Annotated in this window: 25 protein-coding genes and 3 pseudogenes; 13 read left to right on the top strand and 15 right to left on the bottom strand. The window is 71.4% G+C overall.

All coding sequences use genetic code 11. From position 1 onward, the window contains the following. The first annotated feature begins 117 nt into the window (after positions 1-117). The gene (locus HHL28_RS13005; RefSeq protein ID WP_404325713.1) at positions 118-1,452 is read left to right on the top strand and encodes a 3-deoxy-D-manno-octulosonic acid transferase; all 1,335 of its coding nucleotides are present in this window, start codon (positions 118-120) and stop codon (positions 1,450-1,452) included. Positions 1,453-1,460: 8 nt separating this feature from the next. Here HHL28_RS13005 and HHL28_RS13000 read toward each other — a convergent pair whose 3' ends face one another. Both HHL28_RS13000 and HHL28_RS12995 read right to left on the bottom strand, forming a co-directional pair. Beyond that, positions 1,461-1,892 (bottom strand): type II toxin-antitoxin system HicB family antitoxin, encoded by a 432-nt coding sequence (locus HHL28_RS13000; protein WP_075771681.1) that lies wholly within the window; start codon positions 1,890-1,892, stop codon positions 1,461-1,463. A gap of 9 nt (positions 1,893-1,901) precedes the next feature. Continuing rightward, entirely contained in the window at positions 1,902-2,084 is a 183-nt protein-coding gene (locus HHL28_RS12995; protein ID WP_075771682.1) for a type II toxin-antitoxin system HicA family toxin, read from the bottom strand. Positions 2,085-2,124: 40 nt separating this feature from the next. On the opposite strand from HHL28_RS12995, the pseudogene lpxK reads away from it, so the two are divergent. The 3 genes and pseudogenes from lpxK to HHL28_RS12980 all read left to right on the top strand — a co-directional run bounded on the left by lpxK (position 2,125) and on the right by HHL28_RS12980 (position 4,533). Next, positions 2,125-3,131, top strand: a pseudogene (lpxK, locus tag HHL28_RS12990) (tetraacyldisaccharide 4'-kinase). Further along, the gene (locus HHL28_RS12985; protein WP_075771683.1) at positions 3,118-4,020 is read left to right on the top strand and encodes a lipid A biosynthesis lauroyl acyltransferase; all 903 of its coding nucleotides are present in this window, start codon (positions 3,118-3,120) and stop codon (positions 4,018-4,020) included. Before lpxK ends, HHL28_RS12985 begins: the two are co-directional and overlap by 14 nt. 165 nt (positions 4,021-4,185) lie before the next feature. Continuing rightward, the gene (locus HHL28_RS12980) at positions 4,186-4,533 is read left to right on the top strand and encodes a cupin domain-containing protein (RefSeq protein WP_075771684.1); all 348 of its coding nucleotides are present in this window, start codon (positions 4,186-4,188) and stop codon (positions 4,531-4,533) included. Between the two features lie 13 nt (positions 4,534-4,546). Here HHL28_RS12980 and HHL28_RS12975 read toward each other — a convergent pair whose 3' ends face one another. From HHL28_RS12975 to HHL28_RS12955, 4 genes and pseudogenes are all read right to left on the bottom strand, one after another. Further along, a complete protein-coding gene (locus HHL28_RS12975) occupies positions 4,547-5,965 on the bottom strand; it encodes a carotenoid oxygenase family protein (protein WP_169655252.1) in 1,419 nt (472 codons plus the stop codon). 323 nt (positions 5,966-6,288) lie between these two features. Next, positions 6,289-7,835, bottom strand: a pseudogene (gene xseA / locus HHL28_RS18745) (exodeoxyribonuclease VII large subunit). A gap of 123 nt (positions 7,836-7,958) precedes the next feature. Further along, the gene (locus tag HHL28_RS12960) at positions 7,959-8,618 is read right to left on the bottom strand and encodes a hypothetical protein (protein WP_075771686.1); all 660 of its coding nucleotides are present in this window, start codon (positions 8,616-8,618) and stop codon (positions 7,959-7,961) included. After that, on the bottom strand, positions 8,615-9,394 hold the full coding sequence (locus tag HHL28_RS12955; RefSeq protein WP_075771687.1) for a 2OG-Fe(II) oxygenase: 780 nt from the start codon (positions 9,392-9,394) through the stop codon (positions 8,615-8,617). Before HHL28_RS12955 ends, HHL28_RS12960 begins: the two co-directional genes overlap by 4 nt. A 258-nt stretch (positions 9,395-9,652) precedes the next feature. Here HHL28_RS12955 and HHL28_RS12950 point away from each other — a divergent pair, with 258 nt between their 5' ends. Both HHL28_RS12950 and purD read left to right on the top strand, forming a co-directional pair. Next, a complete protein-coding gene (locus tag HHL28_RS12950) occupies positions 9,653-10,666 on the top strand; it encodes a threonine aldolase family protein (RefSeq protein WP_169655250.1) in 1,014 nt (337 codons plus the stop codon). 14 nt (positions 10,667-10,680) lie between these two features. Further along, positions 10,681-11,973 (top strand): phosphoribosylamine--glycine ligase, encoded by a 1,293-nt coding sequence (purD, locus tag HHL28_RS12945; RefSeq protein ID WP_075771689.1) that lies wholly within the window; start codon positions 10,681-10,683, stop codon positions 11,971-11,973. 21 nt (positions 11,974-11,994) lie between these two features. On the opposite strand, the gene HHL28_RS12940 is transcribed toward purD, so the two are convergent. Together HHL28_RS12940 and HHL28_RS12935 are read right to left on the bottom strand one after the other, a co-directional pair. Continuing rightward, on the bottom strand, positions 11,995-12,498 hold the full coding sequence (locus HHL28_RS12940; protein ID WP_075771690.1) for a GNAT family N-acetyltransferase: 504 nt from the start codon (positions 12,496-12,498) through the stop codon (positions 11,995-11,997). Beyond that, positions 12,486-12,824, bottom strand: a complete 339-nt coding sequence (locus tag HHL28_RS12935) for a type II toxin-antitoxin system TacA family antitoxin (protein ID WP_075771741.1) — start codon at positions 12,822-12,824, stop codon at positions 12,486-12,488. The genes HHL28_RS12940 and HHL28_RS12935 overlap by 13 nt, the downstream gene beginning before the upstream one ends. 427 nt (positions 12,825-13,251) lie before the next feature. On the opposite strand from HHL28_RS12935, the gene HHL28_RS12930 reads away from it, so the two are divergent. Beyond that, a complete protein-coding gene (locus HHL28_RS12930) occupies positions 13,252-14,712 on the top strand; it encodes a tetratricopeptide repeat protein (RefSeq protein ID WP_075771691.1) in 1,461 nt (486 codons plus the stop codon). Positions 14,713-14,889: 177 nt separating this feature from the next. Here HHL28_RS12930 and HHL28_RS12925 read toward each other — a convergent pair whose 3' ends face one another. Further along, the gene (locus HHL28_RS12925; RefSeq protein WP_075771692.1) at positions 14,890-16,242 is read right to left on the bottom strand and encodes a TldD/PmbA family protein; all 1,353 of its coding nucleotides are present in this window, start codon (positions 16,240-16,242) and stop codon (positions 14,890-14,892) included. 152 nt (positions 16,243-16,394) lie between these two features. Here HHL28_RS12925 and HHL28_RS12920 point away from each other — a divergent pair, with 152 nt between their 5' ends. From HHL28_RS12920 to HHL28_RS12905, 4 genes are all read left to right on the top strand, one after another. Next, a complete protein-coding gene (locus tag HHL28_RS12920) occupies positions 16,395-16,922 on the top strand; it encodes a class I SAM-dependent methyltransferase (protein WP_169655248.1) in 528 nt (175 codons plus the stop codon). Next, on the top strand, positions 16,892-17,110 hold the full coding sequence (locus tag HHL28_RS12915; RefSeq protein WP_169655246.1) for a hypothetical protein: 219 nt from the start codon (positions 16,892-16,894) through the stop codon (positions 17,108-17,110). Before HHL28_RS12920 ends, HHL28_RS12915 begins: the two co-directional genes overlap by 31 nt. A 60-nt stretch (positions 17,111-17,170) precedes the next feature. Further along, positions 17,171-17,734 (top strand): histidine phosphatase family protein, encoded by a 564-nt coding sequence (locus tag HHL28_RS12910; protein ID WP_075771694.1) that lies wholly within the window; start codon positions 17,171-17,173, stop codon positions 17,732-17,734. Between the two features lie 154 nt (positions 17,735-17,888). Next, on the top strand, positions 17,889-18,056 hold the full coding sequence (locus HHL28_RS12905) for a hypothetical protein (RefSeq protein ID WP_169655244.1): 168 nt from the start codon (positions 17,889-17,891) through the stop codon (positions 18,054-18,056). A 14-nt stretch (positions 18,057-18,070) separates the two neighbouring features. Here HHL28_RS12905 and HHL28_RS12900 read toward each other — a convergent pair whose 3' ends face one another. The 3 genes and pseudogenes from HHL28_RS12900 to HHL28_RS12890 form a co-directional block, all read right to left on the bottom strand. Further along, positions 18,071-19,213, bottom strand: a complete 1,143-nt coding sequence (locus HHL28_RS12900; protein ID WP_083699194.1) for a DUF3616 domain-containing protein — start codon at positions 19,211-19,213, stop codon at positions 18,071-18,073. Positions 19,214-19,239: 26 nt separating this feature from the next. Further along, complete coding sequence (locus HHL28_RS12895; RefSeq protein WP_075771695.1) at positions 19,240-19,533, bottom strand: HigA family addiction module antitoxin; 294 nt, start codon at positions 19,531-19,533, stop codon at positions 19,240-19,242. A 36-nt stretch (positions 19,534-19,569) separates the two neighbouring features. Continuing rightward, positions 19,570-21,077: pseudogene (locus HHL28_RS12890) on the bottom strand (UbiD family decarboxylase). 145 nt (positions 21,078-21,222) lie between these two features. Between HHL28_RS12890 and HHL28_RS12885 the strand changes: the two are divergent. After that, positions 21,223-21,675 (top strand): DUF3291 domain-containing protein, encoded by a 453-nt coding sequence (locus tag HHL28_RS12885; RefSeq protein ID WP_075771697.1) that lies wholly within the window; start codon positions 21,223-21,225, stop codon positions 21,673-21,675. Between the two features lie 27 nt (positions 21,676-21,702). On the opposite strand, the gene deoC is transcribed toward HHL28_RS12885, so the two are convergent. Continuing rightward, entirely contained in the window at positions 21,703-22,479 is a 777-nt protein-coding gene (gene deoC, locus HHL28_RS12880) for a deoxyribose-phosphate aldolase (protein ID WP_075771698.1), read from the bottom strand. Between the two features lie 26 nt (positions 22,480-22,505). After that, a complete protein-coding gene (cdd, locus tag HHL28_RS12875; RefSeq protein WP_075771699.1) occupies positions 22,506-22,910 on the bottom strand; it encodes a cytidine deaminase in 405 nt (134 codons plus the stop codon). Positions 22,911-23,164: 254 nt separating this feature from the next. Here cdd and HHL28_RS12870 point away from each other — a divergent pair, with 254 nt between their 5' ends. Next, positions 23,165-24,328, top strand: a complete 1,164-nt coding sequence (locus HHL28_RS12870) for an iron-containing alcohol dehydrogenase (RefSeq protein WP_075771700.1) — start codon at positions 23,165-23,167, stop codon at positions 24,326-24,328. Between the two features lie 79 nt (positions 24,329-24,407). Here the strand turns inward: HHL28_RS12870 and HHL28_RS12865 are convergent, their stop codons facing one another. Beyond that, on the bottom strand, positions 24,408-25,406 hold the full coding sequence (locus HHL28_RS12865) for a nitronate monooxygenase (RefSeq protein WP_404325706.1): 999 nt from the start codon (positions 25,404-25,406) through the stop codon (positions 24,408-24,410). Positions 25,407-25,497 lie beyond the last annotated feature (91 nt).

Raw genomic sequence — 25,497 nt, 5'->3', positions numbered from 1 at the left:
AGGTAGGGCATGGGGCCGGCGATTTGGTGTGGCCTCTTTGTGGGTATGTCCGGTGGGGAATGGGGCCTGGGCCGGGGCTACCGCCCGCCGCGGGGGCCGTGGTAGGGTGCGCCGCCCTTGCCGGGGAAGCGCCCGGCCCCCGGAAACCCCGCCCTGCCCGCCATGCTCGAGACCCTGTACCGCGGCCTGACCCACCTTGCCGGGCCGGCCGTGCGCCGCCTGCTGGACAAGAGGGCGGCCCGGGGCAAGGAAGACCCCGACCGGCGGGGGGAGCGGCTGGGCCATGCCGGCCTGCCCCGGCCGGCGGGCAGGCTCGCCTGGATCCATGCGGCCAGCGTGGGGGAGAGTCTGGCCGTGCTGCCCCTGGTGGACCGGTTGCTGGCCCGCGACCCCGACCTGTCCGTGCTGGTGACCACGGGCACGGTGACGTCCGCCGGGTTGATGGCGCAACGGCTGCCGGCCCGGGCCTTCCACCAGTATGTGCCGGTGGACCTTGCCCCCGCGGTGGACCGCTTCCTGGAGCATTGGCGGCCGGACCTGGTGCTGTGGGTGGAATCGGAGTTCTGGCCCAACCTGCTGGCCGGCGTCCGCCGCCGCCGCATCCCCGCCGCCCTGGTCAATGCCCGGCTGAGCGAGAAGAGCTTCCACGGTTGGCGCCGGGTGCCCGGCACGGCCCGGCGGCTGCTGTCCGTCTTCCGACTGGCCCTGGCGCAGACGGCCGCCGAGGCACAGCGGCTGAAGGCCCTGGGGATCGCCGACACGCGCACGGTGGGGAACCTGAAATACTCCGCCAAGCCGCTGCCCTGCGACGACGCGGAACTGGCCCGGCTGACCGACGACCTGCTGGGTCGCCCCCGCTGGTGCCTCGCCTCCAGCCACGCCGGGGAGGAGGAGCTGGCCCTGGCCGCCCACAAGGCCCTGGCGGGGGAATTCCCTGGCCTGCTGACCCTGCTGGCCCCCCGGCACCCCGCGCGGGGGGAGGCGGTGGCGGCGCTGCTGCAAGGGGGCGGGCTGACCGTCGCCCGCCGGTCCCTGGGCGAGGCGGTGACGGGCACGACAGACATCTACCTGCTGGACACGATGGGGGAGATGGGGCTGGCCTTCCGCCTGGCGCCGGTGACGGTGGTCGGCGGGTCCTTCGTGCCCGTGGGCGGCCACAACCCCATCGAGCCCGCCCTGCTGGGCAGCGCCGTGCTGCACGGACCCCAGATGTTCAACTTCGCCGAGGTGGCGGCCGAGCTGGCCGCGGCCGGCGGGGCCGTGACGGTGGCCGACGCCGACGGCCTGGCACGGGAGCTGCGCCGCCTGCTGTCCGACCAGGGCGCGCGGGAGGGCATGGCTGATTCGGCCCTGGCCGTGGCGGAGCACAACCGGCAGGCCGTGGACCGGGTGATGGAGGCGCTGGGGCCCGTGCTGGATGCGGCGGGGGTGGGGCAGGGAGGAAGGACGTGACGGGACGCTCAGGCCGCGTCGGCGATGTCCACCACCAGCCGTTTGCCCAGGGCGGCCAGGGCCGTCTCCACCTGTTCCAGCTTGGACGCGTGGGTCAGGTCCAGCAGCCGGTCCACCTGCGGCAGGTGACAGTTCAGCCGCCGCGCCAGCGCCGCCTTGCCCACGCCCTGGGCGCGCATGGTCTCATACAGCGCGGCCTTGGCCATGCCGAGGGCGGAGAGGGGCACCAGGGTCTCGCCGGGCTCGGCCGGCGTCGCCGTGGGCAGGTCGGCGCGGTCCTCCACATAGAGGGACAGCGCCGTCTCCAGCGCGTCCACCGCGTGCAGCTTGGCTTCCTCCAGCGTGTCGCCGCAGGTGATGGCCTCCGGCACGTCGCGGAACGTGACGGCGAAACCCCCGGTCTCCGGGTCCTGGTCAAGGCGGGCAGGGTAGGCGCGCATCCTGGTCCCTCACTTCAGCCCGAGCTGCTTCTTGATCGACTCGACCGTGCCCTTGGGCAGGTCGTGGGAACTGCCATGCATGGGAAGGACGGAGCGGCGGCCGCCCAGGAACACGATCAGGTGCCCGCCCTTGCCGGGCTTGAAGGTGGCCCCCTGACGCTCCAGCCAGCGCTTGAACTCCGAGCTCCGCATCCAGGAATGGTGGTGTCGTACCGATTCTTGGTCAACAGAAATGTTGCATGCGACAGGGGCGCGCGGTGAAGGCCCCCGCCTTCTGGTACCGCCCCCCAGCGTGGCGGCGGCGCTGTTGTCGCCCGTGGCGGCGGTGTGGGCCGCTGTCGGGCGGGCCAAGCTGGGGCGGGCCGGGTTCCGGCCAGGGGTGCCGGTGGTCTGTGTGGGAAACCTGGTGGCCGGCGGGGCGGGGAAGACGCCCGTGGTGCTGGACCTGATGGCGCGGCTGCGGGGCATGGGGGTGGCGGCGCACAGCCTGTCGCGGGGTATGGCGGCAGGCTGGAAGGGCCGGTGCGGGTGGACCCGGGATGCCATGGGGCGGCGGAGGTGGGGGACGAGCCCTTGCTGCTGGCGGCGGGTGGCCCGGCCTGGGTGGCGCGGGACCGGGCGGCGGGGGCGCGGGCCATGGTCGCCGCGGGGGCGCAGGCCATCGTGATGGATGACGGCTTCCAGAACCCGGCCCTGGCCAAGGACCTGTCCCTTGTGGTGGTGGACGGGGCCGTGGGCTTCGGCAACGGGCGGGTGATCCCGGCGGGGCCGCTGCGGGAACCGGTGGGTGATGGGCTGGCCCGGGCGCAGGCGCTGGTCCTGGTGGGGGAAGACCGGGCCGGGGTGGCGGGGACGGTTGGTGGGCGGGTGCGGGTCGTGCGGGCGCGGCTGGTGCCCGACCCGGCCGTTGCCGTGGGGCTGCGCGGGAAGCCGGTGCTGGCTTTCGCCGGCATCGGGCGGCCCGGCAAGTTCTTCGACACGCTGCGGGAGATCGGGGCGGACGTGGTGGAGGCGGTTCCCTTTCCGGACCACCACCCCTATACCGGGGCGGAGGTGGAAGGGCTGCTGGCACAGGCGGACAGGCTGGGCGCCGTCCCGGTGACGACGGCGAAGGACGCGGTTCGGCTGCCGCCGGGCTCGCGGGACCGGGTGGCGATCCTGCCCGTGGCCCTGGCGTGGGAGGATGAGGGGGCGGTGACGGCGTTGCTGGAACAGGCGGTGCGCCATGGCCAACCATAGCAAGGCCCGCCGCCGCTGGGACCGCACCGTCGGCTACCGGCTGGAGGCGGCGGGGCTGTGGCTGCTGCTGGGCCTGCTGCGGTCGCTGGGCATCGACCGGGCCTCGGCCTTCGGCGGCTGGCTGGCGCGCGGTTTCGGGCCGCGGTCGGGCGCGTCGAAGAAGGCGTTGCGCAACATCGCCCTGGCCTTCCCGGAGATGACGCCAGAGCAGCACCGGGACATCCTGGCCGGGGCCTGGGAGAATTTCGGCCGGACCATGGCCGAGTATGTCCATCTGGGCACCCTGGCGGCGGAGTGGGACCGGCGGGTGGAGCTGGTGGGCGGGGAGTACCTGGACCAACTGGCCGGGGATGGCCGCCCCGGCATCGCCATGACCGGCCATTTCGCCAACTGGGAGCTGTCGGCCCTGGCCTGCGCCCGGGCGGGGATGGAACTGACCTTCGTCTTCCGCCAGCCCAACAACCCCTATGCCGCCGCCCTGCTGGCGGAGGCGCGGCGGCCCCTGGGCGGCACCATGGTGCCCAAGGGGCGGGAGGCGGCGCGGGGCCTGATGACGGCCATCCGCAAGGGCGGCCATGTGGGCCTGCTGGTAGACCAGAAGCTGAACGAGGGCATCCCCGTCCCCTTCCTGGGCCGGGACGCCATGACCGGCACGGTGCTGGCGGACCTGGCCCTGCGCTACCAGGCGCCGGTGGTGCCGATCCGGGTGGTGCGGCTGAAGGGCGCGCGGTTCCGGGTGGAGGTGTTCCCGCCGCTGGAGTTCGCCAAGTCCGGCGACATGGCCGCGGACGTGCGCGCCGTGATGGGGCGGGTGAACGACCTGCTTGGCGATTGGGTGCGGGCCGAGCCGGGACAATGGCTGTGGCAGCACCGGCGGTGGCCGGATTGATCGAGTACGGAGACCCTGTCGCCTCACCCGCGAAGGCGGGTGTCCACAGTTTTTGGCTCGTTTCCCGGCAGCGTCGTCGTAAAACAACCGTGGGCCCCCGCCTTCGCGGGGAAGCGGGATTGTTCGAAGGACCTGTGAGCCAAGCCGGATGAGGGAGAAGGCATCATGACCAGCGTCACCAGCTTCCAGGACCCGCTGCCCCCGGCGGACAGCTACCGGCCGGACGCGGCCAAGGTGCTGGCCGGGGACCCGGTGCAGAGCGTGGCCAACCTGTTCGCCAGCGCCGACGGCCGCTTCAACTGCGGCGTCTGGACCGGCCAGCCGGGCACCTGGAGGGTCAGCTTCACCGAGAACGAGTTCTGCCATCTGGTCGAGGGCGTGGTGGTCGTGACCTCCGACAGCGGGGAGAGCCGGACCTTCAAGGCGGGCGACGCCTTCGTGATGCCATCGGGCTTCACGGGGACGTGGGCGGTGGTGGAGCCGGCGAAGAAGCTGTACGCGGTGTATGAGTGAGGGGCTGGAGGCCTCACGCTACCGCCTTCTCCTCCGCGTAGAACTGCCCATGGAAGTTGAACGGGGCCGCGTGGGGCAATGGGGCCCTGGCCAGCTCGTCCAGAGTGTCGGCATCCAGGACCAGCAGGAAGGAGCGGGCGGCGGCGGCGTCCAGGACCAGGGACAGCAGCACGCCGCCGGACCCGCCGGGCTGGGGGACCATGACGGGCTCCCCCGGGTAGGCGCCGGGTTGGTGCCAGAGGGCGGTGCGCTGGCCTTTCGCGGCGTCCAGGCGCAGCAGGCAGTCCAGGAAGCCGGACGCGGGGTCTGACAGGCCGGTGCCCCAAGCGACCGCGTGCTCCCGGCCATTGTCCCGGGCCTCATGGATGCGGGGCATCTCCATCAGCCCGTCCCACAGCACTTCCTGGATGGCGTCGTGCCCGTCCAGCGGCAGGCGGTAGCGCAGCACCCGGCCCGTGGCGAGGGACGGGCTGGCGCCGCGCAGCGTGTCCAGCCGCAAGCCGTCCAGCACGCCGGAATCCTGGTAGGCGCAGAGGTCGATCACCACCTCCCCCGGCCGCTCGAAGGCGTTGACCTGGTGGAAGGCGAAGCAGGCGGGACCCTCCAGTGTCCGCACCGACCCGCTGCGGCGGTCCACCATGTGGAAGCGGGTCCCCTCGCCCTGGCACCAGCGGTAGTTCGCGATGAAGGGCTTGCCGGACAGGCGCAGTTCCAGCGGGTTCACACGGAAGGGCGGCTCGAACAGGACGGCGAAGTTCTCCGTCAGGCCGAAGCTGTGCATGTAGGCGGGGGCCCGCATCTCCACGAAGGCGACGGTGCGGGGATAGGGCTTGCCCGGGGCCTGGGCGACGACGCGGCAGGTGCTGCGCCGGCCGAACTCCAGCAGGGTGTTGACCCATTCCTTGCGCGTCCCGTCCCATTGGGGATGGGCGGTGGTCAGATGGCCCGGCGGGGCGCGGCGGCAGGTCTCGGGCCCCAGCGTCTCCAGCGTGTCCGGGTCGATGCGGATGGGGCCCGGCACCTCCGTCAGGGCGAAGGTGCCGCGGTCGGTGCGGTGGATGTTGACGTTGGCGTTGTCGCTGGGCACGGCGCCCCGGAACAGGCCCAACAGGCGGTTGAACAGGGGGCCGTGGTCGGCCTTGGTGCCGAAGCCGTCCTGGGTGACGCGGCCGAAGCGGCGGGCGTCCTTCAGCCCCTGGCTCTGCAGCAGGCGGTTCCGGTACTCCACCCGGCCGCCGCGGAAGGCGAAGCGGTAGAGCATGCCCAAGCCATCGAACCAATGGCCCAGCGGCTTGCCCCGCACCTCGAACAGGGCAGGGCCGGTGCGCAGCAGCACCCCCTCCAGCCAGTCCGGGACGCGGCCCTGCACCGGCAGGTCGATACCCCCCACCTCCTCGCTCAGGCTCCGGAAGCCGATCCGGAAATCCGCCACGTCAACCCCGCTGCTTGCAATGCCATGGGGAGTTCAACGGGTGGGGGGCGTTCGAGTCGCGGGGCATTTGTGCGGGGCCCATCAGCCACCCCGGCTGTCGTTCGGCGGTCCTAATTCCGGCTGAACCGTCTGTGACAGGCACCACCGCATCCCCCGCGAAGGCGGGGGCCCACAGTTTTTGACCCGGTGTGTGCCGTCTATGTGGTTGAAAACAGTGGACCCCCGCCTGCGCGGGGGAAGCAGAAAACCCGCAGGCCAGTGTGCTCAGCACGCACGGGCCTTTGCCGGGATGACGGGGGAGGAAAGGGCAGCGAGACGCGCTCCTAGAAAAGGCTTTCCTGCTTCGCCGGCTCCGCCTTCCTTACCCTGGTGGGCTTGGCCGGTTTCGCGGCGGGCGGCGGTGGCGGGGCGGCGGCTTCCCCGGCCACCAGGGCTTCCACTTTGCCGTCCTGGAAGGCGATGGTCAGGCCCTGGCCGGGCTGGGTGTCGGCGGCGTGGGTGACGGGCTGGCCGGCGCCGTCGGTGACCAGGGCGAAGCCGCGGGCCAGGACGCCGCGGTAGCTGTAGCTCTCCAGCAACTGCCCCAGGGCCGCCAACCGGTCGGACGCCTGGGTGAGGCGGCGGGCATAGGCCTGGTCCAGCCGGGGCGGCAGGTCGCGCAGCTTGGTGCCGCCGTCGGTGAGCTGGCGGCGGATGGGCAGCAGGGTCAACCGGTCGGACACGCGGTGGTAGCGCCCCTCTTCCAGCCGCACGGCCTTGTCCAGGCCGGTGCGCAGGGCGCGGGTGGCGGCCTGCATGCGGGTCACGGCCAGGGCCAGCACCTCCCGCGGGTGGCGCAGTCGGCTGCCGGCCTGCGCCACGGCGGTGCGCCGCCGCTCTAGCTGGGCGGCCATGGCGAGGGTGAGGCGCTCCGCCCGGTCGTCCAGCCGCTGGACACAGCCCTCCAGGTGGGCGCGGGGTCGCCCAGGCCGCGGCCCAGCGCCTCCACGTAAGACCGCCGGTTCTCCAGGGCGCGGGACATGCAGGCATGCAGGCGCCGGCCGTCGTCCAGCACCTGGGACAGCAGCTCCGCCCGCACGGGTACCGCCATCTCCGCGGCCGCGGTGGGGGTGGGGGCGCGGCGGTCGCTGGCGAAGTCGATCAGGGTGGTATCGGTCTCATGCCCGACCGCGGAGATCAGGGGGATACGGCTGGCCGCCGCCGCCCGCACCACCACCTCCTCGTTGAAGGCCATCAGGTCCTCGAGGCTGCCGCCGCCGCGGGCGACGATCAGCAGGTCGGGGCGGGGGACCCTGCCGCCCGGCTGGATGGAATTAAAGCCCTGGATGGCCTTCGCCACCTCTGCCGCCGCCCGCTCCCCCTGCACCGCCACGGGCCAGAGCAGGACGTGGCGGGGGAAGCGGTCTGCCAGCCGGTGCAGGATGTCGCGGATCACCGCGCCGGTGGGGCTGGTGACGACGCCGATGACGTTGGGCAGGAAGGGCAGGGGGCGCTTCTTCTCCGGCGCGAACAGGCCTTCCGCCGCCAGGCGCTTCTTGCGCTCCTCCAGCATCTTCAGCAGGGCGCCCTCGCCCGCCAGATCCATGGTCTCGATGACCAGCTGGTACTGGCTGCGGCCGGGGTAGGTGGTCAGGCGGCCGGTGCAGACCACCTCCATGCCTTCTTCGGGGCGGACGGACAGGCGGGCCACGGTGCCCTTCCAGCACACCGCCTCCAGCACCGCCGACTCGTCCTTCAGGCGCAGGTACAGGTGGCCCGAGGTGTGGCGCTTGGGCTGGCTGATCTCCCCCCGCACGCGGACATAGGCGAACCGCTCCTCCACCGTCCGCTTCAGGTCGCGGGCCAGCTCGGAGACGGAGACCTCGGGCAGGTTGCTGCCCGTGCGGGGGGCGGCATCCGCGTAGGAATAGTCGGGGGCAGGTCGGTCATGCCCGCCAGCATAGGCATGGGCGGCGGCGGATGGAACCGCGAAGGCGGGGCGGGCCGGGGTTGGTCACGGGGGGCCGGCCGCCTCCCGCGCCCGGTAATGGGCGAGGACAAGGGGGCACAGCCGCTCCAGCTCCGCCTCCGCCGCGGGGTCGCGGGGCTTGTCGCGGTGGGCCTCGGTGACCGACCGGCCGCGGACATTGCCGAAGACCAGGTTCAGCTCCTCGAACAGGTGGGGCAGGTGGTGCCACAGGTCGGCGAAGATGGCCTCATGCCGGCGGGCATAGTCGAACTGGGCCGGCCCCACCGGCCAGCCCAGCTGCGTGACGCCCTCCAGCACGGCGGGGTCGCGGCGCACGAAATCCTCATAATGCACCACCAAGTCGAAGTCGGACCGGCGGGCGAACAGCCCGTCCAGCAGGCGGAACTTCTCCTCCATGCTGCCGGAGCCGTCGCGGTAGGGCTTGGTCGAGAGGCTTTGCCAGTTGTCCCGCGGGTCCCGCAGGAACAGGATCGTCCGGTCGGGACGGAACCGCTCCACATGGGTCGGCCAGGGATGGGCGACGGTCACCACCACCTTGGCCACCATGTCGGGGCCGGGATCGACGCATGGGGCCAGGTCGGTGTTGGCGATGTCCACCAGGGCCAGGGTGCCCGGCCGCTGGGCCAGGAACAGGGTGAAGGAGGTGGCGCCGCTGGACTGCATGCCGTGGACCAGGAGCTTCATGACGGCACCTCTCCCGGCGGGAACAGCCAGGGCGTGGCAAGCTCCGCCGTCATGAAGACGTAGCGGCGCAGGTGCGGCGTGGGCTGGCGCAGGCCGACCCCGTGCAGGGCATCAATCCCGTTGGGGAACATGACAAGCTGGTTGGCCCGGTAGGGGATGCGGGCCACCTCCTCCACCGCCGTGTCGGGAAGCTGGAAATGGCTTGTGTTCCGCGGGGAGTCCGGCTGCCAGCGGTAGAGCACCAGCTCCCCGCCTTCCGAGTCGTCGTCCGGGTGGCGGAAATAGAGCAGGCCGGTGTACAGCCGTTCCGGTCGGTCCAGGTGCGGCCCGCGGGAGACGGAGGCCGGGCCCGTCACCGGGGTGTTCACCTCGAACCGCGCGTCCAGGGCGATGCGGGCCGCGTCGAAGGCGCCGGGCCAGACCAGGCCCGTGGCATGGCCCAGCAGGGACCCGTCCAGCGCCCGCAGCAGCGCCTCCGGCCAATGGTCGCGGAACAGGGACACCACCTCCCCATAGAAGGCGGGGGAGGCGTGGTGGGCGAGGAATCGCTTCCAGGCCGGGGCGATCCCGTCATGCTCAAGGATCGCCTTCGCGTTCATCTCATACCGGCGGTTGCTGCCGTGCCGCCCGCCGGCCCAGGTCAGCGTCTCCAGCGACGGGAAGCTGTCCGCCAGGGCGGCGTAGAGGTCCCCGTCCAGGGCGTCGGGGACCAGGACATGGGGGAAGGGGTCCGGGCGGATGTCCGACGCCGTGATCCCGGAAAGCACTGACCGCATGATGCTCCGTTCCCTGGCGCCAGGATGCGCTTAGGTGAGGGGCATATTCCCAACCGTGTACCAAGCTCGCAAGAGTCATAAGCTGGTCGTTCCCGGCGCCCATTTGCCGCGTGGGAGGCTGGCGCTGCGGCCCCTTCCGTGCGAGCAAGGCAGGGACGATCCCGCACCGGAAACAGCCATGACCAACGACGAGCTTGCCGACCTGCGCGCCCGCTGCACCCGCTTCCTGAACGGCCATGGGCCGCGTACGGCGAAGGGTTGGGTGGAGCGGATGGCCGCCTCCCCCACCTGGGGGCGCGACTCGACGAGTATGGGGAGGGGCCGGCGGTGCGGGCGCTGGAGGAGCGTTGCGCCGGCCTGCTGGGCAAGCCGGCGGCCCTGTTCTTCCACAAGGGGGTGGTGGCGCAGCAGGCGGCGCTGCTGGCCCATGGGGAAAGGACGGGTCGGACCACGGTGGCCCTGCATCCCAAGTCCCACATCGCGCTGGATGAGGAGGACGCCATCGAGCGGCTGACGCCCCTGCGCCTGCGCCGGACCGGGCCGGACCACCGCCCCTTCAATGCGGCGGAGCTGGCGGCGGTGCGGGAGCCGCTGGCGGCGGTGAGCGTGGAGCTGCCCCTGCGCCGGGCGGCGTTCCAGGGCAATGGCTGGGAGGAGCTTGGGGCCATCAGCGGCTGGTGCCGGGAAAGGGCCGTTCCGCTGCACCTGGACGGCGCGCGGCTGTGGGAGGTGCAGCCCTGGCTGGGGCGGCCGCTGGCCGACATCGCCGGGCTGGCGGACACCGTCTATGTCAGCTTCTACAAGGGGCTGGGTGGCCTGGGCGGCTGCGTGCTGGCAGGGCCCGTGGACTTGATTGAGGCGACGCGGGCCTGGCGGACCCGGTTCGGCGGCAACCTCTATACCGCCTTCCCGCTGGTGGTCACGGCGCTGGACGGCATCGAGCGGCACCTGCCGCGGATGGGGGCGTACCATGAACACGCCAAAGCGTTGGCGGTGGCGCTGGCCGGGGTGGACGGCCTGCGGGTGAACCCGGGCGTGCCGCACGGGAACAGCTTCCAGCTTCTCTGGGACGCGCCGGCCGACCGGCTGGAAACCGTGTTGCGACGCCTTGCCGGCGACGAGGGCATCTGGCTGGCGGGCCGGGTGGGGGCGACGCCGGTGCCGGGCTGGAGCTCCACGGAGGTCAGCGTGGGCGACGCGACGCTGGCCTGGGACCTCCGCGACGTTGCGGACCTCTGCGCCCGGGTGTTACAGGCAGCGCGCACGGCGTGAACGGGGAGGCGGCGATGAAGGTGCTGGTGGTGGGCTCGGGCGGGCGGGAGCATGCCCTGTGCTGGAAGATCGCCCAGTCGCCCCTGTGCGGGGGACTGTGGTGCGCCCCCGGCAACGCCGGCATCGCCGACGTGGCGACCTGTGTGCCCATAGCCGCCAACGATGTGGACGGGATCGTCAGGTTCGCCAAGGACACCGGCATCGACTTCGTCCTGGTGGGGCCCGAGGAGCCGCTGGTTCTGGGCTTGGCCGACCGGCTGCGCGACGCGGGCGTGAAGGTGTTCGGGCCGTCCAAGGCCGCGGCGGCGCTGGAGGGGTCCAAGGGCTTCATGAAGGACGCGGTGGCAAGATTCGGCGTGCCCACCGCCGCCTATGGCCGCTTCACCGACCCGGGCAAAGCCAAGGACTTCGTCCGGGCGCAGGGGGCGCCCATCGTGGTGAAGACCGACGGCCTCGCCGCCGGCAAGGGCGTCATCATCTGCCAGAGCGTGGAGGAGGCGGAGGCCGCCATCGACGACATGATGGTGGGCCAGCGCTTCGGGGCCGCCGGAACCGAGCTGGTGATCGAGGAGTTCCTGGACGGGGAGGAGGCCAGCTTCTTCGCCCTGTGCGACGGCACGTCAGCCGTGCCCCTGGTGGGCGTGCAGGACCACAAGCGCGCCTTCGACGGCGACCAGGGCCCCAACACCGGCGGCATGGGCACCTACAGCCCCGCCCCGGTCCTGACGCCGGAGCTTGAGGCCCGGATCATGCGGGAGATCGTGGAACCCACGGTCCGCGGCATGGCCACCGACGGCAAGCCCTTCAACGGCGTGCTGTTCGCCGGCATCATGGTGGTGCCGGGCAAGGACGGGGAGCCGGTGCCCAAGCTGCTGGAATTCAACGTCCGCTTCGGCGACCCGGAATGCCAGGTGCTGATGCGCCGCCTGAAGTCCGACCTGCTGCCTGTGCTGGTGGCCGCGGCGGAGGGCAAGCTGGCGGGCACCGAGCTGGAATGGCATGACGACGCGGCCCTCTGCGTGGTCATGGCCGCCCAGGGCTATCCCGGCGACTACAAGAAGGGCACCGAGATCCGCGGCCTGGAGCAGGCGGCGGAGATCGAGGAGGCCGTGGTCTTCCACGCCGGCACCAAGCGGGCGGAGGATGGCCGTGTGCTGGCCACAGGCGGCCGGGTGCTGGGCGTGACGGCCATGGCCAAGACCATCATCGACGCCCAACGCCAGGCCTACACGGCCGTGGACCTGATCGACTGGCCGGAGGGCTTCTGCCGGCGGGACATCGGGTGGCGGGCGCTGCACCGGGCGTGAGGCCCGTCCTGTTGCCAGCGCTCATCGAGCTTGCAGGGCCGCCATCACCGTCTCGATAGGCAGGAACAGGATGCGGCTGTCCGCGGGATACTCGATGAACTCTGCGCAGGACAGGTAGAAGCGCTTCGCCCCATCATCCTTTGCTTGGACCAGCAGGGCGGCGATGCCGATTGCATCCGCCGCCCCCACGACACGCCGGAAGGCATCGGCCAGCAGGTCCTTGCCCAGGCCCCGGCCAGCATGGCCGCGGTCCACCGCCAGCCGCCCGAGAACGGAAACCGGGACGCTGTCCGGGGCGTTGCGGCGGAGCCTGCCCGGGGCTGCCGACCGGTCCACGGCCCCGGCCGCGAGGCAGTAGTAGGCGACCACGCGACCGCCGTCGCAGACCACATAGGTCCTGGAGAACCGGCTTTCGTTCTTGATGGCGCGGTGCCGCAGCCAGTCATCCAGGGCCGGTTGGCCACAGGCGAAGGCGCTGACGTCATGGTCCGGCCGCAAGGGGGCCGGGGGCGTCAACCCTCCCATGCTGGTTTCCGGCTCATCAGGGCGCGCAGCTTCGGGCCCGGCGGCGGCGGGTGGTCCAATAGTTGGACGAAGGCGTCGAACCGGTCAGGGTCCAGGGTGAACAGCCGCTGGTCCAGCAGGACGTCCACCGCGGCCTTGCGGGCGCTGTCCACCATGAACTCCGTTCGGGTCTTGCCCAGGATGGACGCGGCCTCATCGATCAGCTGGCGGGTCGGCCCCTCGATGCGCAGGTTGATGCTGCCCTTCGCCCCGCCGGACATGCCGCGGTCGCTGGCGTCGGCCGGCCCGTCGCCGGCGGTGTGGGGGGCACCAAGATCATCTGTCATGGCCACCATTCTGGCATTTGTATCCACAGTGTCAATACACCGGACCCATCAGATCGACGGGGCGGGACAATTTCGAGAAACATCCGACCTCGGATGCATTTTCCCTTGACCTCCGGGGAAAGCTGCCCAACTGTAGGGGCATTGGCGCAACCAACAGAAAGGAGGTGATCCGATGTCTCGTTCCCTCAAGCGGACCCGCGCGGATCTCTCCGTCAGCAAGGTCGTTCACGGCTGACCTGGCGGACATCCGTCGCGGACCACCCGCGAGCGGATCGTCTACGGCTACCGTAGGGGCAGGGCCGGTGTCTTCGGGCACCGGCCCTGTCTACGTTCGGGGCCGGGTGCCGGGGTTACCCTTCCCGTCTGGCGTGCGGGGGGTGGGGCTGCTATCAAGGCCTTCATCTCCAGTCCCAGTCCGGATGCCCGCATGAACCGCCGTGACCGCCGCCGCCAGCTTGCCGAGCTGCCCAAGGCGCCCGACCTGTCCGCCCGCTTCGCCAACGACGTCAAGATCGCCACCACCCTGCACAAGCAGGGCCGGCTGAAGGAGGCGGTGGACGTCTATCGCAAGGTCGTGAAGGTGTATGAGGGCCACCCGGACGTGCGCGTGGCCTGGTCCAACCTGGGTGCTGCCCTGCAAGGGCTGGGCAAGTTCGACGACGCGGTCATCGCCCTGAAGAAGGCCCGGGCCCTGAAGCCCGACCACCCGCCGCCGCACCACAATCTGGGCATGGCGCTGCTGCAGCAGAACAAGCTGGAGGAGGCGCTGGAAAGCCTGACCCGCGCCATCGAGCTGGACCCCAATTTCCACGACGCCTGGGTGGGCCTGGGCATCGCCTGCGAGAAGCTGGGCGACATGGGACGGGCGGAGGATGCCTGCCGCCGCGCCCTGGCCGCCGACCCGCGGTCGCTCCAGGCCCGCTTCAACCTGGCCAACGTGCTGCGCCAGACCGGCCGGCCGGACGCCGCCAAGGCGGAGCTGGAGGCCTGCCTGGCGCAGGAGCCCAACTTCGCCGAGGCCATCTACACCCTGGGCCGGCTGGAGGAGGTGGGCGGCAACCCCGCGGCAGCCGCCGAACGCTACCTCGCCACCCTGAAGCTGGTGCCGCAGGCGGAGCCGGTGCACAACCAGCTCGGCCAAGCCCTGCAAGCCCTGGCGGAACGGGACCCGGAGCAGGCCCGCAGGCTGGCCGCCACCTGGCGGGAAACCTACCCGGACAGCCCCATCGCCCAGCACCGAGCCGCCGCCCTGCTGGGGGAGGGCACGACGCGGGCCTCCGACGACTTCCTGGTCAACCAGTTCAACCCCTTCGCCGAGATCTATGACGAGGCCATGGCCGCCGTGGACAACCACGCGCCGGAACTGTTGCTGGCCGCCCTGGGCAAGGTGCTGGGCGAGCCGACGGGCGGGCTGTCGGTGCTGGACGCCGGCTGCGGCACCGGCCTGCTGGCGCCGGGGCTGAAGCCCTATGCCAAGGCCCTCACCGGCGTGGACCTGTCCCCCGGCATGGTGGAGAAGGCCCGCGCCCGGGGCCTGTACGATTCGTTGGAGGTGGCGGAGCTGACCGCCTGGCTGGCCGGGCAGGCGGGCCGGTTCGACCTTATGGCCGCCGGCGACGTGCTGCCCTACCTGGGGGACCTTGCGGGGCCGGTGTCCACCCTGGCCGGGGCGCTGGCCCCCGGCGGTACCCTGGGCCTGACGGCCGAACGGCTGGAGGAGGGCACCTGGACCCTGCTGCCCACCGGCCGCTACTCCCATTCCGAGACCTACCTGCGGCAGGTGCTGGAAAGCGCGGGGCTGACCGTCGCCACCCTGCATGAGGAGGTGCTGCGGCGCGAGGGCGGGGAGCCTGTGGTGGGGTATGTGGTGGTGGCGGGGAAAGCGTGATGCAGGGCACGTGAGGTCACCCCGGGCTTGACCCGGGGCCCTCGGGATCGGTCGATGCAGGTCACCGAAAGCCCTGTTTTTCTTTGTTCTTTGGCCCGCTGCCGCCCCTTGGCAGGTCCGCTTTCCCAAGGGCCCCGGGTCAAGCCCGGGGTGACCTCCAGTGATTTGCACGTCTGTTCACATCCCCGCCACCGTCATCCCCTCGATCCGCACGGTGGGGCTGTCGATGCCGTGGCGGAAGGTCAGGTCGTTGGCGGGGGTCAGGTTGCGGAACATGTCCTTCAGGTTGCCGGCGATGGTGACCTCGCTGACCGGGTAGGTGACCTGCCCATCCTCGATCCAGAAACCGCCGGCGCCGCGGGAATAGTCGCCGGTCACGCCGTTGACGCCCGAGCCCATCAGGCTGGTGACGTAGAACCCCTGTTTGATGTCGCGGATCAGCTCCTCCGGCGGCAGGCTGCCGGGGGCTAGGTAGACGTTGGTCGGGCTGGGCGAGGGCGGGCCGCCGGTGCCGCGGGAGGCGTGGCCGGTGCTGGACAGGCCGAGCTGCCGGGCGGAGCGCAGGTCGAGCAGCCAGGTGGTCAGCGTGCCGTCGTCGATGATGGCGCGGCGCCGGTTCAGCAGCCCCTCCGCGTCGAAGGGCTTGGAGCGCAGGCCGCGGCGGATGAAGGGGTCCTCCACCACGCTGATGCCGGGGGCGAACAGGGGCTGGCCCAGCCGGTCCTTCAGGAAGCTGGTGCCGCGGGCGATGGATGGGCCGGAGATGGCGCCGCACAGGTGCCCTAACAGGCCGCCGGCCAGCCGCGGCTCGAACACCACGGGCACGGCCTGGGTCATCACCTTGCGGGGGCCGAGCTTGCGCACCACCCGTTCGCCGGCGCGGCGGCCGATCTCCTCCGGCGCCTCCAGGTCGGTGCCATAGACGGTGGAATGGTAGTCATAGTCCCGTTCCATGGCCGTGCCGGACCCGGCCAGGACGGAGACGGACAGGGAATGGCGGCTGACCGAATAGCCGCCGACGAAGCCGTTGCTGGCGGCCAGGGTGACGCTGGACCGGCTCCACGACCCGTCGGCGCCGTCGGAGTTGCTGACGCCGGCCACGCCGCGGGCGGCCTCCTCACAGCGGCGGGCGGCCTCGATCAGTGCCTCGGCCGTGGGCTCGGAGCTGTCGCACAGGTCCAGGTCGGCCCAGTCGGTGGCGACGTCCCCCGGCTCGGCGATGCCGCAGAACGGGTCCTCCGGCACGGTGCGGGCCATGGCGACGGCCCGGTCCGCCAACTCCTGCAACATCTGCTGGCTGCGGTCGGTGGAGGAGACGACGGCCATCCGCTTGCCGATGAAGACCCGCAGGCCCAAATCGCCGGACTCCGACCGTTCCAGCCCCTCCGGCTTGCCCAGCCGCATGGAGAGGGAGAGGGAGGCGCTGTCCACCAGCAGGGCGTCGGCCGCGTCGGCCCCCGCGGCCTTGGCCCGGCGGATCAGGTCTTCCAGCAGGCTGGCGGCGGCGGGGTCGGGGGTGTGGCTGGGCATGGGGTTCCGCTTCGATTCGGGACGGGGTGCCGGACCCCAGGTCTAGCAGACGCCGGACACGGGTAGAAGCCCCCCGGTCGGGCGGTGGTTCCCTCGGGGCAACCGTCTGCTTCCATGAAGGAACCGCGCCCCTGCGGCCCTGTTGTGCGGCCATGACCCTCGCCCCGTCACACCTCCCCCCGCCGCCTGCCCCCGCCCGCCGCCGCGGGGTAGGGGATGGCGGATCGCCCGACGACCCCGGCGCCCGCGCCCTGGCGGCCCAGGTGGCGTTGCTGCGAAGCCTGTGCGGGCCCGGGCGACCAAGCCTGCTGCATGTGGGCTGCGGCACGGGCCAGGTACTGCTGGGGCTGGCGCCGGACCTGGGCCTGGGCATCGGCGTGGCGCCTGACGTGGAGGATGTCTGCCGCGCCCGGCTGGCCAGTGTCCGGCAGGGGTTGGGGCGGCTGCACTTCACCGTGGGCACGGCCGTGGCCTTCCGGGTGGACCAGGTGCCGCCCCAGGCCTTCGACCTGGTGCTGGTCCAGGCCATCGGCGGCCTGCGCGGCCTGTCCCGCGACCTGGGCGGGGCGCTGCGGCGGCTGGCGCCGGGCGGGCGTATCGTGGTGCTGGGCACGGATGACAGCCACCCCGCCGTGGTCTGGCGCCGCTGGTGCCGGGGGAGAAGCCGCCGCCCGGCCTGACGCCCCAAGTGGCGCGGGAGGCGGCCCGGCGGCTGGGGCTGGAACCAGTGGCCGACCACAGCCTGCCCTGGCAGCCCGGGCCCTTGCCGGAAGAGGCCGGCGGGTCCCGCCTGAAGCGCGCCATGGCCCGCATGGCCCCGGCACCCCGGGCCGGGGACTTCGCCCTGGTGCTCCGCCGGGCGGGGTGAGGCGCTTCCCCTGGGGACAGGCCGCCCTAGCTTTCCTGGCGGATGGCGAGGGAGGTGCCCATGGCGCGGCTGGTCCTGCTGATACTTGCCCTACTGCTGGCGGCGCCGGCCCAAGCCCAGGATGAGGCGAAGGCCTGGGAGGTGCTGCGCCGGGGCGGCGGCGTGGCCGTGATCCGCCATGCCCTGGCGCCGGGAATCGGCGACCCGTCCGGCTTCAAGCTGGACGACTGCTCCACCCAGCGCAACCTGTCCGAACAGGGCCGCGCCCAGGCCCGGGCACTGGGGGAGCGGTTGCGGGCGGAGGGGGTGGCGGTGTCGGCGGTGCTGTCCAGCCGCTGGTGCCGCTGCCTGGAGACGGCGCGGCTCGCCTTCGGCACGGTGACGCCCTTCCCGCCGCTGGACAGCTTCTTCGAGGACCGGGGGGAGGAGCCGGCCCGCACGGCGGCCGTGCGTGACCATATGAAGGCCTGGGACGGCAGGGGCACGCTGGTGATGGTCACGCACCAGGTAAATATCACGGCCTTGACCGGGGCTGTGCCTTCCTCGGGAGAGATCGTGGTCCTGGGGCCCAACCCTGACCGATCTTTCGCGCTGGTCGGCAGGATCAGGCTGGGCGATCCGTAAAAGGGTGGCGGGCGGCGAAACGTTGCATCCGCGACACAGGGTTCCAGCGTAACGATCCAGACAAAAACCGCCCAGGGGCGGACATGTTTCGGACACGAACCGCTGGTCTCCTGCCCCTCGAACGATTGTTCCAGCCCGACGGGAGGACGCGCCCATGACCAAGCACCGCACGACGGTGGCCTTCCAGGCCTTGCTGCTGCTGGCCCTGATCCTGGCCGCCATCCTGTCCGCGCCGATGCGCGCCGGCCATGCCAAGGCGCAGGAGGCCCCGCGGCCCCCGGTGGCCCAGCCGGCCCCGGAAGCCGCGTCCGACCGGCACTGAACGGGCCCGGTGCCTCAGGGCAGGTCGAACAGGTCCAGATCCACCCCGTCGCCGCCGCGCAGCCGGCCCTCCCCGGGGTTGTCATAGGCCACCAGCAGCCGGGGCGGGCCGTCGGGCCGGGGCAGCAGGGCGATGCCCTCCGCATGGTCGAAGCCGATGCCGTGGGGGATGTCCGTCACCCGCACCAGCTCCTTCCGGCTGACCAGCATCTGTTCCGTGGATTTGACGGCGCCCGGCCAGCGATAGATGAACACCGGCCCGTCCAGGTCCATGGTCGGGCCGGCCAGGATCAGCAAATCGTCCCCCTGCCGCTTCATGTCCCGGATGCCCAGCCCGTCCAGGTCGAGGAAGTGCTTGCGGTAGGGCGCGCCGTCCGGCCCGCACTCGTCCAGCTTCAGCCGACCCTTCTTCTCCGTCAGCTTCACCTCGATGATCGTGGCCCAGCCGCGCAGCACGGGGCCGCGCAGGCCCAGCCAGACCCGGTCGCCATAGGCCGCCAGCCCCTCGATGTCGAAGCCGTTCTCCTTGGCCGGCACCTCCAGGAAGCGGCCGATATGCTCATCCTCCGCCAGGGCCTTGGTCAGGGGGTTGCCGCCCTTGCCGGACATCTTCAGGCAGGCGGCGGTCAGGGTCTTGCCGTCCTTGCCCTTGCCCTCCTTGACCAAGTCGTACTCCCCGCCCTTGCCGGAGGGCACGCAGGGGATGCGGCCCAGCAGGTAACGGTTGGGGTCGCGGCGGACGGTGGTCAGCCGCTCCAGGCAGGCGGCGTCGTCATGCTCGTCCGGCTTGGGCCGGCGGCGGGCCAGGCTCATGGAGCCGGTGACCCAGACATAGCCGGTGCTGTCGTCATAGCCGAAGCCCTCGATGTCCACCTCGCCCCGCTCGGCCGCCTCATCCGCCTCCCCGGCGGCCACGTCCTCTTCGGTCGCCAGGGGCAGGTCGAAGAAGGCGCTCAGCCGCTCCGGCACATGGTCGCCATAGGTCCCGTCCTTCTGCCGGGTCAGCCGCTCGATGGTCGCCGTCTCATCCGACGCCACGAACAGGCTGTCCCCCACCGGTTCCACCACCGACAGGTCCTGGCGGACATCCTTCTCCCCCGGCAGGCCGCGGTGGGTGGGAAGGGTCACGCGGATGGTGGCGACGGGGGCGGGGGGCATGGGGGCTCCTTGGGTTGGTCAGCCTGTCAGGCTGGGACCAAGGGCTCAATGCCGTCAAGGTCATGCACGATGGCCGCCACCTCGGTGAGGTCGTGCAGCGCCTGGAGGTTCATCCAGAACTCCGGACCGGTCCGGAATACCCTGCCAAGGCGGAGGGCGAGGTCACCTGTGACCGGTGTCTGCCCCAGGGCAAACCGCTCAATCCGGGTACGGGAAGCCTTGCAAGTCCTGGCGAGCGCCGACGCCGTGAGGCCCATCGGCTTCAGGAACTCCTCGGTGAGGATTTCACCGGGGTGGATGGGCGGGGTAGGGCCGATCATGGGATATGCTTCTCGCTGACGGCCCAGATTACCACACTACCAGATCGCCTTCCCGCTCCCCGGCAAGCCCAGCTTCCCCCAGCGCTCCGTCACCCGGTCCACCACCTCCTGCTCCATCCGCAGCTTCACGCCCCATTCGCGGTGGGTCTCTGGCGGCAGCTTGTTGGTGGCGTCCAGGCCGACCTTGCCGCCCAGGCCGGATTCGGGGCTGGCGAAGTCCAGGTAGTCGATGGGGTGCCCTCGATCACGGTGATGTCGCGGGCGGGGTCCATGCGGGTGGACATGGCCCACATGACGTCCTTCCAGTCGCGGGCATTGATGTCGTCGTCCACGACGATGACCCACTTGGTGTACATGAACTGCCGCAGGAAGGACCAGACGCCCATCATCACGCGCTTGGCGTGGCCCGGGTAGGCCTTCTTCATGCTGACCACGGCGATGCGGTAGGAACAGCCCTCCGGCGGCAGCCAGAAATCCACGATCTCCGGGAATTGCTGCTGGAGCAGGGGGATGAACACCTCGTTCAGCGCCTCCCCCAGCACGCTCGGCTCGTCCGGCGGGCGGCCGGTGAAGGTGGAGAGGTAGATGGGGTCGCGGCGCATGGTGATGGCCGTGACGTTGAACACGGGGAAGGGCTCCACGCTGTTGTAATAGCCGGTGTGGTCGCCGTACGGCCCCTCGTCCGCGTACTCGTCCAGGGACACGTAGCCCTCCAGCACGATCTCCGCGTTGGCCGGCACCTTCAGGGGCACGGTCTTGCAGTCCACCAAATCCACCTTTTTCCCGCGCAGCAGGCCGGCGAACTGGTACTCGCTCAGCGTGTCCGGCACGGGCGTCACGGCGGCCAGGATGGTGCCGGGGTCGGCGCCGAGGACGGCGGCGGCGGGCAGGGGCTCGCGCTTGCCCGCACCCTTCCAGCGCTGGTGGTGCTGGGCGCCGCCGCGGTGTTTCAGCCAGCGCATGATGGTCTTGTCCCGCCCCAGCACCTGCATGCGGTAGATGCCGAGGTTGTAATTGTCCTCCCGCTTGTCGCTGGGGCCCTTCGTGACCACCAGGGGCCAGGTGATCAGCGGCGCCGGCTCCCCCGGCCAGCAGCCCTGCACGGGCAGGCGGGAAAGGTCGATCTGGTCCCCGGTCAGCACCACCTCCTGGCAGGGCGCGCGGGACACGTTGCCGGGACGCATGGCCAGCACGGTCTTGGCCAGGGGCAGCAGGTCGAACGCCTCCCGCAGGCCGCGGGGCGGTTCCGGTTGCTTCAGGAAGGCCAGCGTCTCCCCCACCTGGCGCAGCTCGTTCGGCTCCCGGTCCATGCCCCAGGCCACCCGCTCCACCGTGCCGAACAGGTTGATCAGGACGGGCATCTCGCTGCGGGTCCCGTCCGCCTTGATGACGTTCTCGAACAGCACGGCCGGCCCGCCCTCCGCCAGCAGGCGGGTGTGGATCTCCGTCATCTCCAGGTGGGTGGACACCGGCTCCCGCACCCGGACCAGCCTTCCGGCCTTTTCCAGCCGCTCGATGAACTCACGCAGGGAACCGTAGGGCATGGGGCGCACTCTCTAATGGGGAGGGGCCGATGGGGGTGCGCAGAAGATCGGGGAACATGTCCCCAGGTCAAGCTGCCGCTTGCGTCGCACCCTGACCGCCGGTGAAATGGCTTGCACCCACACCCCTGGCGGGAAAGCCAAGACCATGTACCACCTCGCGCAGGTCAACATCGCCAAGCTGCTGGCCCCCATCGACAGCCCTCAACTCCTCGGCTTCACCTCCCGCCTGGACATGGTGAACGCCATGGCGGAGTCGGCGCCGGGCTTCGTCTGGCGGCTGAAGGGCGATGGCAACGACGCCACCAGCCTGCGGCCCTTCCCCGACCCGGAGGTGATCGTCAACATGTCGGTGTGGGAGAGCGTGGAAGCCCTGTTCGACTTCACCTACCGCCAAGCCGACCACACCGGCGTGATGCGTGGCCGACGGGAATGGTTCGCCAGGCACGAAGGGGCCTACATGGCCCTGTGGTGGGTGCCCGCGGGGCATGAGCCCACCCTGGCGGAAGCGCGGGAGCGCCTGGACCATTTGGACCGGCACGGGCCCACCCCGGTCGCCTTCACCTTCAAGGAACGGTTTCCGGCACCGGTCCCGGCCTGACAATCCAGGCCGGGACGGCGCAGGACCTCAATACCCGCTGCTGGGCGCCACGCCGGGCTTGCCGTGGCCCAGCACGGCCAGCAGCGCGTCCAGCAGGCCGGAGGCGCCGAAGCGGAAGGTGGCAGGGCTGGCCCAGCCGGGGCCGCAGATTTCGTCCGCCAGGGCCAGGTACTCGGCCGCACCGGTCACATCGCGAATTCCGCCGGATGCCTTGAAGCCCACAGGGAGGCCGGCGTCCTTGCAGGCCTGCAGCAGGATGCGGGCGGCGCCGGGGGTGGCGCCCACCGGGACCTTGCCGGTGGAGGTCTTCAGGAAGTCCGCCCCGGCTTCCACCGCGATGGCGGCCGCCCGCTCCACCAGCACCGGCTTGGCCAGGGCGCCCGTTTCCAGGATCACCTTCATGGTGGTGGGGCCGCAGGCCTCCCGGCAGGCCTTCAGGTGCTCCAGGGCGCGGGTGCCGCTGCCCTGGTAGACGTCGGCATAGTTCATCACGACATCGATCTCATCCGCCCCGTCGGCCAGGGCGGCGGCGATCTGGGCGGCCACCTTCTCCGCCGGGAAGCTGCCGCCGGGGAAGTTCACCACCGTGGCCACCTTCACGCCCGACCCGGCCAGCAGGCCCTTGGCCTGGGGCACGAACTGCGGCCAGAGGCAGACCGCGGCCACGGACCCGGCCGGGGTGACGGCGCGGCGGCACAGGGCTGCGGTACTGTCGGCATCGTCCCCATCGTTCAGGCTGGTCAGGTCCAGCAACGGCAGGGCGCGGCGGGCGGTCGCGATTTCGGAGGCGGAATGATCGGTCATTGGTCGTTCCAGAGTCGGAATAAAGGTCAGAAGCCAAGGTTGTCCGGGCCGAAGCTGTGGGGCAGCAGCTCCGCCAGGGTGAAGCGCTGGCCCTGGCCCCCGGCGTCGAAGACATGGATGGGGGTGTCGGGGGACGCGAACTCCCGGATGCGCTGGCGGCAGCCGCCGCAGGGGGTGCAGAGGATGCCGGACCCGGCCTCCCCGCCCACCACCGTGATCTCGGCGATGCGGCCCTCACCGGCGGCCACCATCATGCCGATGGCGCTGGCCTCGGCGCACTGGCCCTGGGGGTAGGCGGCATTCTCCACGTTGCAGCCGGCGAAGACGGCGCCGGACTGGGTGCGGATGGCGGCGCCCACCTTGAAGCGGGAATAGGGGGCGTGGGCTTTTTCCCGCACGGCGCGGGCCGCCTCGAACAGGTCGGTGGTCATCTCTGTTGGGTTCCCCTGGGAAAGTCGCCGCAGCATAGGGGCAGGGCGTGCCCACGGCTAGACCATGTTTCCGGCCACCGGGGACATGGTCCGGCGGCGACTGCCGCCGCGCCCGCCGATGCGGGCGAAAGCCAAGCCGCGGATGCGGCGCCGGCGCTTGAGGAAGGCCACCTGGGCCGTTGCACCCTTGCCCTGGCCGCCGCGATGGTTACCCTGGGCGCCAACAGCCAAGAGCAAACCCGGGAGGAAGCACCATGATCGCCACCATCCTCACCCCCCGCATCATGGAGGTCGGCGGCGGCGCCGTGGCCCGCGTGGCCGAGGTGCTGGCCCGGCTGGGCTGCTCCAGGCCCCTGGTGGTGACCGACCCCTGGATGCGTGACAGCGGCACGGTGGAAAAGGTGCTGGCCCCCCTGCGCCAGGCGGGCATGGCCTTCGACGTCTTCGCCGACACGGTGCCGGACCCCACCACCGACGTGGTGGCCGCAGGCACGGAACGGCTGCTGTCCGGCGGCTTCGACAGCATGGTGGCGCTGGGCGGCGGGTCCCCCATCGACACGGCCAAGGCCATGGGCATCCTGGCCGCCAACGGGGGCGAACTGCGGTCCTACAAGGTGCCCAACCCCATCCCCAAGGCGGGCGTGCCCCTGCTGGCCATCCCGACGACGGCGGGCACGGGCTCGGAGGTGACGCGCTTCACCGTGGTGACCGACACGGGCACGGATGAGAAGATGCTGATCGCCGGGCCCATGCTGGTGCCCACCGCCGCCATCGTGGACTATGAGCTGACCTTGACCTGCCCGCTGCGGCTGACGGCGGACACGGGCATCGACGCCCTGACCCACGCCATCGAGGCCTATGTCAGCCGCAAGGCGAACCCCTTCTCCGACAGCATGGCCCTGGCCGCCATCCGCAAGATCGCCCCGAACATCCGCGCCGCCTGTGCCGAGCCGGGCAACCGGGCGGCGCGGGAAGCCATGATGCTGGGCGCCACCCTGGCGGGGATGGCCTTCTCCAACGCCTCCGTCGCCCTGGTGCACGGGATGAGCCGGCCCATCGGCGCCTTCTTCCACGTGCCGCACGGCCTGTCCAACGCCATGCTGCTGCCGGCGGTCACCGCCTTCAGCCTGCCGGCGGCGGAGGCCCGCTATGCCGATTGCGCCCGGGCCATGGGCGCCGTGGGGGAGGGGATGCCGGACGAGGCCGCCGGCCTTGCCCTGCTGGACGCGCTGCGGGACCTTAACGCCGACCTGAAGGTGCCGGGACCCAAGGCCTATGGCATCGACGAGGCCCGCTGGAACGGCCTGCTGGCCACCATGGCTGAGCAGGCCATAGCGTCGGGCAGCCCGGGCAACAACCCGCGGGTACCCGACGCCCAGCAGATCGTGGCGCTGTACCGGGAGGCGTGGGCGGCTTGAGGGCCCTCAGCCCCGGGAGAGGGTGGCGCCGGATGAAGGGGGGAGCGTAGGCCTAGGTTTCCCTGCTCCCGGCACCCCCTCACCCCGACCCTCTCCCCGGTGGGGAGAGGGGGAGTTCAGCCGAACACCGGCCGCTCGGCCGCGGCGCGGTACTCCGCCGCCAGCCGGTCCACCAGCTCCTGCACGGTGGGCACGTCATGGATGGTGCCGATGCCCTGGCCGGCGGACCAGATGTCCTTCCAGGCCTTCTTGGACGGGTTGTCCCAGTCGGACACGTTGGGCTTGCCCACGGCGGCGCTGATCTGGCTGGGGTCGATGCCGTTGGCGATGACGCTGTGGGCCAGGTAGTTGCCGGGGATGCCGCTGAAGACGGGGTATAGACGATGTCCGCCGCCGCGCCGTCCACGATCATCTGCTTGTAGGCCGGGCTGGCGTTCGCCTCCGCCGTGGCGATGAAGCGGGTGCCCATGTAGGCGAAGTCCGCCCCCATCACCTCCGCCGCGCGGATTGCGGCGCCGGACGACATGGAGCCCGCCAGCACGATGGGTCCGTCGAAGAACGCCCGCACCTCCGGCAGCAGGGCGAAGGGCGACAGGGTGCCGGCATGGCCGCCGGCACCGGCGCAGACCAGGATCAGCCCGTCAACGCCCGCCTCCAGCGCCTTCTTGGCGTGCTTCACGTTGGTCACATCGTGAAAGACCAGCCCGCCATAGGAATGCACCGCCTCAACGATCTGGGTCGGCGCGCCGACCGACGTGATGACCAGCGGCACCTTGTGCTTCACGACAAGGGCGAGGTCGTCCATCAGGCGGCCGTTGGACTTGTGCACGATCAGGTTCACCCCGAACGGCGCCACCGGCTTGTCCGGGTTGGCGGCGGCGTAGGCGGCAAGCTCCTCCGTCACCTGGCCCAGCCACTGGTCCAGCAGCTCGATGGGCCGGGCGTTCAGGCTGGGGAAGGTGCCGACGATGCCGGCCTTGCACTCCGCGACCACCAGCTCCGGGTAGCTGACGATGAACATGGGGGAGGCGATCACGGGCAGGGCGAGCTTGCCCTGGAACAGCTTCGGCATGGGCATGGGGTGGGAACCTCCCTGGGGCGATGGTTGCCGCCGCCGGGTCGTCCGCCCGGCTTGTCGCCCGCCTTTGTAGGCCATCGCGGGGGTGGGG

This window comes from Aerophototrophica crusticola (assembly GCF_012913305.1).
Classification (GTDB): domain Bacteria; phylum Pseudomonadota; class Alphaproteobacteria; order Azospirillales; family Azospirillaceae; genus Niveispirillum; species Niveispirillum crusticola.
This window is presented reverse-complemented; position numbering and strand designations above follow the sequence as displayed.

Excerpts from the sequence above, each read along its gene's own strand:
- HHL28_RS12940 (WP_075771690.1), bottom strand. The coding sequence starts at position 12,498 with ATGGGAGGGTTGACGCCCCCGGCCCCCTTGCGGCCGGACCATGACGTC.
- HHL28_RS12995 (WP_075771682.1), bottom strand. The coding sequence starts at position 2,084 with ATGCGGAGCTCGGAGTTCAAGCGCTGGCTGGAGCGTCAGGGGGCCACC.
- HHL28_RS12910 (WP_075771694.1), top strand. The coding sequence starts at position 17,171 with ATGGCGCGGCTGGTCCTGCTGATACTTGCCCTACTGCTGGCGGCGCCG.
- HHL28_RS13000 (WP_075771681.1), bottom strand. The coding sequence starts at position 1,892 with ATGCGCGCCTACCCTGCCCGCCTTGACCAGGACCCGGAGACCGGGGGT.
- HHL28_RS12935 (WP_075771741.1), bottom strand. The coding sequence starts at position 12,824 with ATGACAGATGATCTTGGTGCCCCCCACACCGCCGGCGACGGGCCGGCC.
- HHL28_RS12870 (WP_075771700.1), top strand. The coding sequence starts at position 23,165 with ATGATCGCCACCATCCTCACCCCCCGCATCATGGAGGTCGGCGGCGGC.
- HHL28_RS12960 (WP_075771686.1), bottom strand. The coding sequence starts at position 8,618 with ATGAAGCTCCTGGTCCACGGCATGCAGTCCAGCGGCGCCACCTCCTTC.
- HHL28_RS12905 (WP_169655244.1), top strand. The coding sequence starts at position 17,889 with ATGACCAAGCACCGCACGACGGTGGCCTTCCAGGCCTTGCTGCTGCTG.
- HHL28_RS12930 (WP_075771691.1), top strand. The coding sequence starts at position 13,252 with ATGAACCGCCGTGACCGCCGCCGCCAGCTTGCCGAGCTGCCCAAGGCG.
- HHL28_RS12865 (WP_404325706.1), bottom strand. The coding sequence starts at position 25,406 with ATGCCCATGCCGAAGCTGTTCCAGGGCAAGCTCGCCCTGCCCGTGATC.
- HHL28_RS12955 (WP_075771687.1), bottom strand. The coding sequence starts at position 9,394 with ATGCGGTCAGTGCTTTCCGGGATCACGGCGTCGGACATCCGCCCGGAC.
- HHL28_RS12895 (WP_075771695.1), bottom strand. The coding sequence starts at position 19,533 with ATGATCGGCCCTACCCCGCCCATCCACCCCGGTGAAATCCTCACCGAG.
- HHL28_RS12925 (WP_075771692.1), bottom strand. The coding sequence starts at position 16,242 with ATGCCCAGCCACACCCCCGACCCCGCCGCCGCCAGCCTGCTGGAAGAC.
- HHL28_RS12900 (WP_083699194.1), bottom strand. The coding sequence starts at position 19,213 with ATGCCCCCCGCCCCCGTCGCCACCATCCGCGTGACCCTTCCCACCCAC.
- purD (WP_075771689.1), top strand. The coding sequence starts at position 10,681 with ATGAAGGTGCTGGTGGTGGGCTCGGGCGGGCGGGAGCATGCCCTGTGC.
- cdd (WP_075771699.1), bottom strand. The coding sequence starts at position 22,910 with ATGACCACCGACCTGTTCGAGGCGGCCCGCGCCGTGCGGGAAAAAGCC.
- HHL28_RS12985 (WP_075771683.1), top strand. The coding sequence starts at position 3,118 with ATGGCCAACCATAGCAAGGCCCGCCGCCGCTGGGACCGCACCGTCGGC.
- HHL28_RS12920 (WP_169655248.1), top strand. The coding sequence starts at position 16,395 with ATGACCCTCGCCCCGTCACACCTCCCCCCGCCGCCTGCCCCCGCCCGC.
- HHL28_RS12885 (WP_075771697.1), top strand. The coding sequence starts at position 21,223 with ATGTACCACCTCGCGCAGGTCAACATCGCCAAGCTGCTGGCCCCCATC.
- HHL28_RS12980 (WP_075771684.1), top strand. The coding sequence starts at position 4,186 with ATGACCAGCGTCACCAGCTTCCAGGACCCGCTGCCCCCGGCGGACAGC.
- deoC (WP_075771698.1), bottom strand. The coding sequence starts at position 22,479 with ATGACCGATCATTCCGCCTCCGAAATCGCGACCGCCCGCCGCGCCCTG.